We start from the raw sequence: 11,985 nt of genomic DNA on the forward strand, positions 1-11,985 counted from the left end.
CCTTTACTACCAACGACGATAAACACAGTATATTCAAATATTTCCGTTTTGTCAAGAGAAAAATTGGTATAGTTCAATTGTAAAAACCATAAAAAAAGCAGCCTGCTAGGCTACTCAACAGTCACAAAACCAAAATCACTTAGAGGCCAGACCCTAAAGGAAACTACCCCCTTAATTTGCTCTTTCTTGATAAAACCAAATTTGCGGCTGTCATTTTTATTTTGACGGTTATCATTCAAGATTAAATAAGCATCTTTAGGAATCTTAGACACACTGGCCTTATGGCTAATAGTCTGGGTAGTAAAGTCATCAGTAAAATACTGACCAGGCTGTGCCTGTTTTACAAAAGCCGTTTTCTCATCCTTTAAATAGCTTTCATGATTTATCTTATGATTGATATAAAGGACATCGTCCATGGAGGTGACCTCTTGGCCCGACTTAGCAACAATTCGACCTAAATATTCCTTGCCCTTGACCTTATAAACGACAAAATCCTTAACAAGAGGAGTTCTCCGTGTCGCAACTGTTACCAAATCTCCCTTTTTAAGATAGCTATTATCTGTCTCGCTTGTGATCTTAAAAGTCGAAAATACAAAGACACGTAGGAGAATAACAACTAAAATAGCTAATAATAGGATAATGATATTTCTAATCAGATCTCGTCTAACCATAGAAACTCCTTTCAATCCTTTACATTATACCATGTCTTATCTAAATAAGAAAGGTCAGCCGCCTAACAATTATATGTGGACAGGCACAAGACGATGACAATTTAAAAACATAAGTATTCCAAACTTTAATTTTATCTAGTAAAAATTATCCAAGTTAATGATTGATTTCTAAGCAGCTACAAAAATTAGATATCTCCATCCTCGTTTCAAATTATAATAAAAAGAGATAAGCCAGAGCTCACCTCTTAATTACTTTTTGCTACCTTATTTAACAGTGCGAACACGCATCGTGTTAGTACCACCTGTTCCAACAGGAACACCTGCAACAATGACGATGTCATCACCCGACTCAACAAGACCAGACTTCACTGCTTCGCGTTCAGCAACTTCAAACATGTCATCAGTAGATGAAGGTTTATCTGTCACAACTGGAATGACACCCCAGTTAAGCATCAATGATTTTTGTGTTTTCTCATCAAAGGTCACCGCCAAAATATCAGCTTCTGGACGGTATTTAGAAATCAAACGAGCTGTGTTACCTGATTCTGTCAAAGCAACAACTAGTTTAATATTCATTGAGCTTGTTGCATCTTTAACAGCTGAAGCAACAACTTCTGTCTTAGTAGAGCGTTCAAACTTAGATGAATCCAGACGGCCGTACTCACTAAGAAGCGTTTGAGCATTCTTATCAATCGTAGCCATGGTACGAACAGATTCACGTGGATATTTACCATTAGCTGACTCACCAGAAAGCATTGTCGCATCTGTACCATCGATAACAGCATTGAAAACGTCAGATACTTCTGAGCGAGTCGCACGTGGCTTATCAGTCATTGTTTCCAGCATATTTGTTGCTGTAACAACAATCTTACCAGCGGTATTGACCTTAGTGATGATCATTTTTTGGTAAACTGGAACCATTTCAAATGGAACTTCAATACCCATGTCACCACGCGCAATCATGATACCATCAGCAGCATCGATGATTTCATCGATATTGTCGATACCTTGTTGGTTTTCAATTTTCGCTAACAATTTCACGTTTCCATTTCCTGTTTCCTCACAGATGGCACGTACTTCGTTAACATCTTTTGCAGTACGTACAAATGAAATCGCGATAAAGTTAAGGCCTTGTTCCAAGCCAAAGCGAATGTCAGCGTTGTCACGCTCAGCAAGTGCTGGGAAAGGAATCTTAGTGTAAGGAATATTTACACCTTTTTGCTTAGCGATGATACCATCGTTTTCAACCTCAACCTCAAATTCACGAGTAGCAGCATCTTTACCCACAACACGAAGACCAAGTTTACCATCGTCGACAAGAATTTGCTTACCAACCTCAACATCATCAAAAATATCAAGGGCACCAGCAACATTCAAGGCAATAACATCTTTAGTCGATTGGATGCCCTGTTTAGTTGCGACACGAAGTTTATCACCTGTTTTATAAGAGTATTCTTTTGCGTCATCTGCAAACAATTCTGTACGGATTTCAGGTCCTTTCGTATCAAGCAGGAAACCAACCTTTTGACCAGCGATTTCTTCTGCTTTACGAACGACTTCCATACGTTCCCCTTGCTCTGCGTGGTCACCGTGCGAGAAGTTGAAGCGGAAAACATTAGCACCTTCATTGATCAGGTTAGCAATGTTTTGTGCTGAGGCTTCATGATCAAGGCTTTCACCCCAATAGCCATCATCACCGAATTTTTTACCACCACGGATCTCTACCGCAGGACCAAGTGTTGCAACGATTTTTACGCGTTTATTCATGATAAGTATGAACTCCCTCTATTTTTTATCCCTTTTGGGATAGGATTAACTAGGTTTAAAATAATAAATTAATAAGTCAGGTTACGAGCTAAATCAGCAAAGTCAAGACGTGCCTTATGCGGATTGTTAACAATAATATCTCCGTTATCAGCTAGACTGAATAAAGCTCCTTCTTCTGCTGTACCTAGAATTGGACTTTCAACCAATTCTTCATTGTGGATACCAACAGCCAGTCCACCGCGACCCGCTTTAAGCAAATCAACCGCATGGGCACCCATCCAAGAAGCAAGAACACGGTCACGAGCAGTTGGAGAACCACCGCGAACAATGTGTCCGAGATTAGTAGCACGCAAGTCGCTGACATCACCAGCTTCTTTCATCTTAGCAGCAAACTCTTCAGCGCTCATAACACCTTCAGCTAAGACAATAATATGACGTCTCTTGCCTTTATTTTCATAACCGTCTTTGACCTTGGCTACGACCTCTTTGATATCGTACTTCTCTTCAGGAACGATAATTTGATCGGCACCGGCAGCAATTCCTGACCAGAGAGCGATATCACCGGCATTACGTCCCATAACCTCAACAACAAAGGTACGACCGTGGCTGTAGGATGTATCTCGGAGCTTGTCCAAAGCCTCAGTCGCAGTCGCAACTGCTGTATCAAACCCAATTGTATAATCAGTGCCGACGATATCGTTATCAATAGTCCCTGGTAGACCAACTGCTGGAAAACCATGTTCTGTCAAGCGCATAGCGCCATGATAAGAACCGTCACCACCAACAACGACGACACCTTCGATACCATGTTTTTTTAATTGCTCAATTCCTTTTAACTGCCCTTCAAGAGTGGCAAATTCAGGGTAACGAGCTGACTGAAGAAAGGTCCCACCACGATTAATAATATTGGTAACACCGTGGACATCAAATTGGAAGATGTCACCTTCGACCATGCCAGCATAGCCGCGGTTGATTCCGAAGACTTCCATGCCTTCAGCAATTGCTTTACGAACAACTGCACGGACAGCAGCGTTCATACCAGGTGCGTCACCGCCACTGGTTAAAACAGCAATACGTTTCATTCTACCTGATACTCCTTTTTTATTTTTAACTCTCTAATTATAGCACATTCGATTTTAAAATGCTTCTATTTCAGAAGTTTTTTAATGATAAATCGTTTTCATAACAAAGCTTGTAAGCTCTTCTTGTAATTTTTCTGATTTGGCTACAAAGAGCTTTTGGCTCTGTAATGTCTGATTACTATCTTGATAATGCAGGACAACAGGAATCTGTCCTGGGTATGCTCGAAGAGTCTCTGCGACTTGCTGATCATGGTCATGGTTAGCCAACTGAATCCAAAATTTCTCAGCTACAGCTGGTGCTAGACTCTGTAAAATTAGCTGCAGGCGATTATCCCGTTCCTGTACTTTACCAGTCATGTAAAGGATGTCCCCTTCTTTGAGGTAAGTCTGCCATTGGGTAAAGCTCTCTGGAAAAACAGTCACATCCAACTTCTGCTTTGTATCTGTTAAGGTAACAAAAGCCATTTGCTCCCCCTTGGACTTAGTGCGAATAATTCGCACAGCCTCTATCTGTCCTAAAACCCGAGCCTGTGTATTGACAAGCAATTCCTCAAACGGAATGAAGGTTCCTTGTAGTTCTTGGGCAAGAGTTATCAAAGGGTGGGGACTGATACCTACTCCCAGCCATTGCATCTCCATATTATATTTTTGACTCGCGCTATAGTCCTCAATATCGCTCCAGTTGTAGGAAGAATCAGCAAAAAGGCTGCCGAGTTCATTAACAAAAGTAAAGAGATGTTCTAAGTTTTCCTCGATTTTACGGCGGTTGGGTTCAAATTGATCAAACAGTCCAATCTGAACTAAGGGAGCTATGAGATCTATTTTCTGGTAATTTTTTGGCAGCTTGGTTAGGAAATCTTCTACAGATACAAATGGGCGATTATCAATAATCCAATACCCTAAATCTCTTGGGAAACCTTTGAGATTTTTGAGTCCCATATAAATAGCACCATTTGAAATTTTATCGGTATAGGGAACTGTATTAATTGATAGCTTACCAACCTTAAAATCAGCCTGTAGCGCATCGGTTATATAGTCACTGCTGGAGTAATTGAGCATAACATCGTAAAAAATCGATGGATAATGCGCTTTGAAATAAGCCAATTGAAAGGCTAAAGCAGAATAGGCAAAAGCATGACTGCGATTGAAACCGTACCCTGCAAACTTGGCCATGCGTTCAAAAAGCTCTTTAGCTGTTTCACGGTTGCGACCTAGAGCTTTAGCCCCTTGCATAAAATCTACTTGCATTTTCTGCATCTCAGCAGCATTTTTCTTGGACATGGCTCGACGCAGCAAATCTGCTTTTCCCAGCGTAAATCCTGCGAAAATCTGAGCAATCTGCATAACCTGCTCTTGATAAAGCATGATACCGTAAGTGTCTTCTAAAATCGGAGCTACTAGTGGATCGATAAGATCAACCTCTTCTTGACCATATTTACGTTTGATAAAATTTTCGGTATAGTCGCTGGCCCCCGGCCGATTAAGACTAGTCGTCGCTACTATTTCCTCAAACTTTGTCGGTTTAATTCGACGCAATAGGTTGATAGCCCCAGCTTGTTCAAACTGGAAAATACCCTTGGTGCGCCCAGCAGCAAAGAGAGCTAGCGTTTGGGGATCCTCTAAGTTAATATCCTGGATACGGATGTGAATATCCTTTTCCTCAGCTAATTTCTCAGCCATACGCTGGACAAAAGTTAGGTTGCGTAGGCCCAGAAAATCCATCTTTAGGAGCCCGTTAGCTTCAACACTTCCAGCATCATATTGGGTGACCATCATATCCTCTCCAGCCTTTAAGGGAATATGTTCTGTCAGATCGTCGTCACTCATTACAATCCCTGCCGCGTGAATTGAGGTTTGACGGGGCTGACCTTCTATCCTCTTGGCAATGGCAAAGGCCTTCTGGTACTCCACCTTACTGTTAATAATCTGCCGGAAAGACATATTTTTTTCATAAACTGACGTGAGGTTATCCCGAAAGCCTATCTTACGCGTGATATTGGTCAATTCAAATTCTGCGGCACCAAAACGCTTAAAAACATCGCGAATAGCTTGCTTGGCTCCAAAGGTTGAAAAGGTAACAATCTGGGCTGAGTGACGGCTGCCATATCGATCACGGACATAGTGGAGGAATTCGCTGCGGTAGATATCCGGTAGATCAATATCAATATCAGGCATACTGTAACGTTCCTCATTTAGAAAGCGTTCAAAAAGGAGGTTGTTTTTGACGGGGTCAATCCCTGTAATATCTAAGGCAAAGGCAACGAGACTGCCAGCCGCTGAACCGCGCCCCATTCCCATATAATAATGACGACTGCGTCCAAAGCGCAGCAAGTCCCAGACAATCAAGAAATAATCATCGAAGCCCATCTTATGGATAATTCCTAATTCCTTATCCAGACGTTCTTGATAAACTGGAGCAGTTAGATTCTTGTCTTTTAAGCCTTGTTCGGAACGTTCGCGCAACTCCTCTGACGCTTTCTGGTTACGATTAAATCGAGGAAGCTTGAGTTCATGGTCAAAATGATAACTGACGCCTGCTAAGAGCTCATCCAGATTTGTTAAACTTTCAGGAAAGCGCTCCTGAAACAATTCTTCCATAGTTTCACGAGGATAGAGGTGCTGCTGGGCTGCTGGCGGTGCTACATCTTTCAAGGGTAGATTATCGCGAATAGCATGCAAAACCTGCAAAGTTTCTCGATCATCATCAGAAAAATAACGAACCGTGTGTAAGGGTAATAGCTTTTTGCCATAGGAACGCCTAGGGCTGTCAGAGCTTACACCGATGTAATAGTCAAAGGGCAGTTCTAATTGCTCCAGATCTTCTCTGTAAGGCAGTAATACAGCGAGGCCCGATAGGTAAGAAGAAAGATCTTCTACCTGCAGGCCATCACTCATTTTTAAAGTCGAGAGTTTTAATAAATTTTTATAGCCTTCAGTATCTAAAGCAAGCAGCTGTATACTCAGAGATTTTTCATCGCCTCTAGGAAAAAGTAATTCTAAACCAATAACTGCCTGCAGTCCCTGTTTTTGGGCTTCTATCGCAAAATGGTAGGCGCCATAAAGGTTATCTTGATCCATAATACCGAGGTGACTATATCCCATTTCCTTTGCCGTTTGAATATAGGTCTGTAAATCAACTAGACTGTCCATAAAACTATAAACTGTTTTAGTATCTAGGGGTGCAAACATGGAGCAATCCTTTCTTTGAAATAAACTTACTACTATTATACTATGAATAAAAGCTTTTTTCTTCCTCAAGCTTTAAATGGGGACTATACAAGCCTAGGTCATCATTACGACTTGAAATTTATCTCAAAATGCTGTATCATTTATCTATCACAACTATAATATTGGGAAGGGAGAATTTGATGGCTTGGACATTTGACGAGAAATCACCTATCTATTTACAAATTGCAAAAATCATCAAAATCAAGATTATTAGTCAAGAAATCAAGCAAGGCGAACAACTGCCAACGGTTCGTGACTATGCTGAAGAAGCCGGTGTTAATCCAAACACTATGCAGCGGGCCTTCACGGAACTAGAACGCGAAGGAATGGTTTTTTCACGACGAACAGCAGGACGCTTTGTCACTGAAGATACTGCACTGATCGAAGAAAAGCGTTTGGGGTTAGCCAAGGACGAAATCGCCAATTTCGTTTCTAACATAGAAAACATTGGCTTTTCTGGTAAACAAATCTTAGATGAGACAGCTGACTATATGGCAAATAGTACGAAGCAGTAAAGAATTAGAGGTTAGGCTGTTTATTGGCCTGTCTTTCACAGTGTTAAATGGATTAAAGGTCTTAAAATAGGACATAGGCATATTTGCTTAGCAATGGAGACAAATAATGGAAAAATTATTACAACTACACCATGTCTCAAAATCTTACGGCAATCATCAGGCACTGAGGGATGTGAATTTAACCATCTCCAGCGGTAAAATCGTAGGACTTTTGGGACCAAACGGCAGCGGCAAGACGACCCTGATCAAACTGATCAACGGTTTATTGAAGCAATCCAGTGGCGATATCGTCATAGATGGTTTTCGTCCATCAGTGGAAACCAAGAAAATTATTGCTTACCTACCTGATACTAGCTATCTCAACGAAAATATGACAGTCAGTCAGGCATTAGACTTCTTTCAAGATTTTTATCGAGATTTTAATCGCGAAAAAGCCGAACATCTCTTGGTTGATCTTAATATTGAAGCCAGAGAAAAGCTCAAAAATCTCTCAAAAGGGAATAAAGAGAAGGTTCAGCTGATTCTAGTCATGAGTCGACAGGCTAAACTTTATATTCTAGACGAACCCATCGGCGGGGTAGATCCAGCAGCACGGGATTATATCCTGCGTACTATCATTAATAACTATTCGGAAGACGCATCTGTTATTATCTCCACCCACTTGATCGCCGATGTCGAACAGGTTTTAGATGACATTATCTTCCTTAAAGAAGGGCAAGTCATTCTTGATGGCAACAGTGATGACATTCGTTTTGAACACGGTAAATCTATCGATGCCCTCTTTAGAGACATGTTCCATAATTAGGAGGTTTTCATGTTTGGAAAATTAGTAAAATATGAATTTAAAGCTATTGGAAACTGGTATCTTGGTTTAAATGCCCTCATCCTCTTAGCAAGTCTGATTTTTGCACCTTACAGTGCCTTTCTTGAGAGACATCAGGATATTGTAAAGGATAGCAACGTGCTTTTCATTTTATTTATATTTTTGAGCATAGCTCTTGTTATTATGATTATCACTCAGTCAATTGCTACTCTGATCTTAATTATCCGCCGCTTTTATTCAAATATGTTTGGCCGCGAAGGCTATCTGACTTTAACTCTACCAGTCAGTCGACACCAGCTTATTTCATCAAAATTGTTGGTTGCGATAGCTTTGACTTTAGGCAATTACATTGTCATTGCCCTAGGTGCTGGGATTTTGTGGCTATTTAATCAGCATGAGGTTGGCATTATTGTTAAGAGCATTTTAGCTGAACTGTCACAATCGGAAATAACAAATGGCGGTCTCTGGGTACTTTCGACCTTTATCAACCTCGTCACTAGTACTTTACTTATTTTTGCCTCTATTGCTATTGGACAGCTATTTCGCAATCACCGAATCCTAATGGCCTTTGTCAGCTATTTCGGTATCGAATTTAGTTTGAGCATCATAGGTACTTTGATCCGGACAGGTGTGGGAGTGCAAAATACATTTGAAAATTTCCGCACAACGATAGTGATTGGTATGATTGCTAATATTTTCTTAGCTATACTCTGGTATCTACTCACCCATTATATTACCACCCATAAACTTGATATCCAATAATTTTACCGATAAAAACATGTTCCTCTTAAAAGAGTTGGTTTGTTTTCTAGTTTATGTCTGAGCTCGTGAAAAAACGCTCCACCGGAGCTGACTCGCTTTCCTCATTTTTAAGCTCGTGAAAAAACGCTCCACCGGAGCTGACTCGCTTTCCTCATTTTTAAGCTCGTGAAAAAACGCTCCACCGGAGCGTTTTTTTCATCTAAGTTTGTCTGTAAATAGTATAAAAGCTTTTGAGATTAGATATAGGAAGGAAAATAAGCCTTCCCACACTTCTGTTATTCGGTTGAACCTAGTCCCGATTGTTCTTTTTCTGTTAATTTACCATTGGTAAAGTTAATAATCATCTGGCCTTGCTTCTGTCCCTTAGCCAATTTGAGATTGCTAGACCAAACAGCTTGAAGTTCTGTTTGATCCGATGAAGCAGCCTCAGACAAGCTGTCAGGTGCGCCGTATTTTGCGACCATATCGGCATAAGCTAAACCATCTTTTAAATTATTATAGTCCTTAGCTGAAAAATTGGTTTCACGTTTATAGGAATAACCCTTAATAGAACGTACCAAGGCACTATCGTTGAAGAGCTTCACTTCAACGCTGACATCATCAAAAGTCCAAGTGTAGACCTCCAAGGTAATATTACCTGAGCTTGGTTTTTCCTGCTTGTGACTGGTCGGTTCACCAAAATACTTTTTGAGCTGGGATAAATTAGTTCCTCCAGCAAAATCATTATCAGCCTTACCAAGGCTTACCTTATCAAAATTTTTACGCACATTATCATGATTATCACTGCTTTGTAAAGTACTAGAGGAAAGTGATAAAGACGATGAACTAGTCGTTTTCTTATCGTTGTCCTTGTGACAAGCCACCAATAGAATGGCTGCTAATAAGGCCATCAATCCTACTGCTACTTTTTTCATTATCAACACCCTTTCTCTTTCCCAACCAGTTTGATATGGAGCCGGTGGGAGTCGAACCCACGTCCAAACATCTGCCAACATATTTGTCTACAACCATAGGTTATGTCTTAATTTAACCAAGAGACGACACATAACTCAAGTCCTCACTTAGCGAGCCTATAAATCTCTTTTTAATCAGCTAGGCTATGATTAAACGTAGCTTGCTGTTAATGAAACCTTCTGACGAACACAAGCAATCCGCTAGAAGATTACGAGAGCTGGTGTTTAGGCAGCTACTGCGTAAGAATTTGTATTTTTTGCAGTTATATTTAACTGAGCGTTAACGGCGCCACCCGAGTTGCAAAATATATCGCATAATGCCTGTCGAATCCGTAACGACCCCTAAAAACATCACTTTGGCAATTATAACAAATCCGCTAAAAAATAGCAAAAATATATATTTTGGGGTATAATCAGATTATGTATAAGTTTGCCAAAAAAGCCATAGAGTGGCTGGGGATTGCTATCCTAATTATCAGTGCTATTTTAGTCATTTGGTTGTTTAAAGATGGGACGCTGAGTGATTTCGATGCATTTAAAAACTGGGTCTCTCAGTACAAGGTTCTCTCCCCACTGATTTTTATTTTAATTCAGATTATACAAGTAGTGCTCCCTATCATTCCCGGCGGGGTTACTACTATCGTTGGATTTGCTGTATTTGGTTTTTGGCAGGGACTCCTTTATAATTCTATAGGTATCATCATTGGCAGTATCATTCTTTTTTCTCTCGTCCAACACTTCGGTCGTAAATTTATCTTACTCTTCACTAAAGAAGAAACTTTTAAAAGATACGAAGCCAAGCTGGAAAGTCCAGGTTATGAACGCCTTTTTATCCTATGTATGCTTTCGCCCGTTTCACCAGCGGATCTGATGGTCATGGTAACTGGCTTGACCAATATGTCTCTAAAAAAATTTTCTATTATCATGCTTATAACGAAGCCTATCTCTGTTATCGGCTATAATCTCATTTGGGAACTAGGAGGCAAATGGGCTTACTACCTCTTTGGCTTTACTAAAAAATAAAAGAATCGTGGCCTTAATTAACACGATTCTTTTATAATGGTCATTTATTTAGGTCATGGAGTGAACATAAGTATCCACAGCAAGCAAAGCATCAGCCACATTGGTAGCTGTAATAGCAAATGGCATCTGATGGATAGTTTCTGTATCAATTGTTGCTTGTTCGCCAACTCTAAGCAGATCCTCATAGGAGGCTTGTCCTAAATACATCTCTTCTAGGGTTGTTGGCATGCCAATAGCTTGGTAAAAATGAATATATTTATTAATTTCTTCTTCCGATCGATTTTCCAAGAAAAGCTGTGTTAATGTTCCATAGGCAACTTTTTCCCCGTGAGTAAGATGATGAATATCACCTTCTAAAGCTGTAAAACCATTATGAATAGCATGCGCAGCAGCTAGTCCACCACTTTCAAATCCAAGTCCGCTAAGTAAAGTATTTGCCTCAACCACATTTTCAAGAGCCTTTGTGACCACCTGGGCCTCACAGCTCGCCAGTGCTTTAAGTCCGTCTGCAAATAATGTTTCCTCGCAAGCCTGAGCAATGGCTAGCCCAGCCAAAGTTTGACTTGCACCCGCCATGGTTTCACCATTTTTTTGCATGACTGCTCGCGCCTCTACCCAAGTAGCTAGCCCATCTGCAATCCCTGAAGCAAGCAGCCTGACAGGCGATCTGCTGATTACTCTGGTATCTACTAGGACCAAGTCTGGATTTTTTGAGTAGAAAATATATTTTTCAAAGGCCCCTTCGTCTGTATAAATAACCGACAGCGCCGAAGTCGGAGCATCTGTGGAGGCAACCGTAGGAGCAATAATAACTGGTAAATCTAATAGATCTGCAATGGCCTTGGCGCTGTCTATTGTCTTACCACCACCGAGACCAATGATTAGATTGCTCTGATCCTCTTTTGCAATAGCAACGACACGATTAATTTCATTTTCAGATGCTTCGCCATTAAAACTAATCCGAGTAGTCAAAATACCGCAGCCTCGCAAGTGCGACTCCCACTCCTCCCCAATAATTTCATAAACACGGTCATCACAGAGCAAAATTGGCCTATTTCCTAGTTCTAAAATGATTTTATCGTTCCCAAACAAAGCATTTTCACCTTGAATATAACGAGATGGACTTGCAAAAATTTTCATAATGCCCTCCTTTTTTCTATT

The 11,985-nt window shown here is 40.6% G+C and carries 10 protein-coding genes and 1 other RNA gene; 4 read left to right on the forward strand and 7 right to left on the reverse strand.

Features of this window, described 5'->3' with window-relative positions:
- Positions 1 to 110: 110 nt before the first annotated feature.
- The 4 genes from lepB to ACVR1G_RS05190 form a co-directional block, all read right to left on the reverse strand.
- Positions 111 to 671: a signal peptidase I gene (lepB, locus tag ACVR1G_RS05175; protein ID WP_447452134.1), complete on the reverse strand. Its 561-nt coding sequence runs from the start codon at positions 669 to 671 to the stop codon at positions 111 to 113.
- 264 nt (positions 672 to 935) lie between these two features.
- Positions 936 to 2,438 carry a pyruvate kinase gene (pyk, locus tag ACVR1G_RS05180; protein ID WP_447452135.1) on the reverse strand — a complete coding sequence of 501 codons (1,503 nt, stop codon included), beginning with the start codon at positions 2,436 to 2,438 and terminating at the stop codon, positions 936 to 938.
- 68 nt (positions 2,439 to 2,506) lie between these two features.
- On the reverse strand, positions 2,507 to 3,520 hold the full coding sequence (gene pfkA, locus ACVR1G_RS05185; RefSeq protein ID WP_447452136.1) for a 6-phosphofructokinase: 1,014 nt from the start codon (positions 3,518 to 3,520) through the stop codon (positions 2,507 to 2,509).
- 81 nt (positions 3,521 to 3,601) lie between these two features.
- Positions 3,602 to 6,709, reverse strand: a complete 3,108-nt coding sequence (locus tag ACVR1G_RS05190; protein ID WP_447452137.1) for a DNA polymerase III subunit alpha — start codon at positions 6,707 to 6,709, stop codon at positions 3,602 to 3,604.
- Between the two features lie 179 nt (positions 6,710 to 6,888).
- Here ACVR1G_RS05190 and ACVR1G_RS05195 point away from each other — a divergent pair, with 179 nt between their 5' ends.
- The 3 genes from ACVR1G_RS05195 (at position 6,889) to ACVR1G_RS05205 (ending at position 8,848) form a co-directional block, all read left to right on the forward strand.
- A complete protein-coding gene (locus tag ACVR1G_RS05195; protein ID WP_447452138.1) occupies positions 6,889 to 7,263 on the forward strand; it encodes a GntR family transcriptional regulator in 375 nt (124 codons plus the stop codon).
- 106 nt (positions 7,264 to 7,369) lie between these two features.
- Positions 7,370 to 8,068 carry an ABC transporter ATP-binding protein gene (locus ACVR1G_RS05200; protein ID WP_447452139.1) on the forward strand — a complete coding sequence of 233 codons (699 nt, stop codon included), beginning with the start codon at positions 7,370 to 7,372 and terminating at the stop codon, positions 8,066 to 8,068.
- 9 nt (positions 8,069 to 8,077) lie between these two features.
- The gene (locus tag ACVR1G_RS05205) at positions 8,078 to 8,848 is read left to right on the forward strand and encodes a hypothetical protein (RefSeq protein ID WP_447452140.1); all 771 of its coding nucleotides are present in this window, start codon (positions 8,078 to 8,080) and stop codon (positions 8,846 to 8,848) included.
- A 275-nt stretch (positions 8,849 to 9,123) separates the two neighbouring features.
- Here the strand turns inward: ACVR1G_RS05205 and ACVR1G_RS05210 are convergent, their stop codons facing one another.
- Both ACVR1G_RS05210 and ssrA read right to left on the reverse strand, forming a co-directional pair.
- Positions 9,124 to 9,762, reverse strand: coding sequence for a DUF3862 domain-containing protein (locus tag ACVR1G_RS05210; protein WP_447452141.1), 639 nt, complete (start codon positions 9,760 to 9,762; stop codon positions 9,124 to 9,126).
- Between the two features lie 33 nt (positions 9,763 to 9,795).
- Positions 9,796 to 10,144: a transfer-messenger RNA gene (gene ssrA, locus ACVR1G_RS05215) on the reverse strand.
- Between the two features lie 77 nt (positions 10,145 to 10,221).
- On the opposite strand from ssrA, the gene ACVR1G_RS05220 reads away from it, so the two are divergent.
- The gene (locus tag ACVR1G_RS05220) at positions 10,222 to 10,824 is read left to right on the forward strand and encodes a TVP38/TMEM64 family protein (protein ID WP_447452142.1); all 603 of its coding nucleotides are present in this window, start codon (positions 10,222 to 10,224) and stop codon (positions 10,822 to 10,824) included.
- A 48-nt stretch (positions 10,825 to 10,872) separates the two neighbouring features.
- Here ACVR1G_RS05220 and ACVR1G_RS05225 read toward each other — a convergent pair whose 3' ends face one another.
- Positions 10,873 to 11,964 (reverse strand): glycerol dehydrogenase, encoded by a 1,092-nt coding sequence (locus ACVR1G_RS05225; RefSeq protein ID WP_447452143.1) that lies wholly within the window; start codon positions 11,962 to 11,964, stop codon positions 10,873 to 10,875.
- Positions 11,965 to 11,985 lie beyond the last annotated feature (21 nt).

The organism is Streptococcus dentasini, assembly GCF_053206945.1.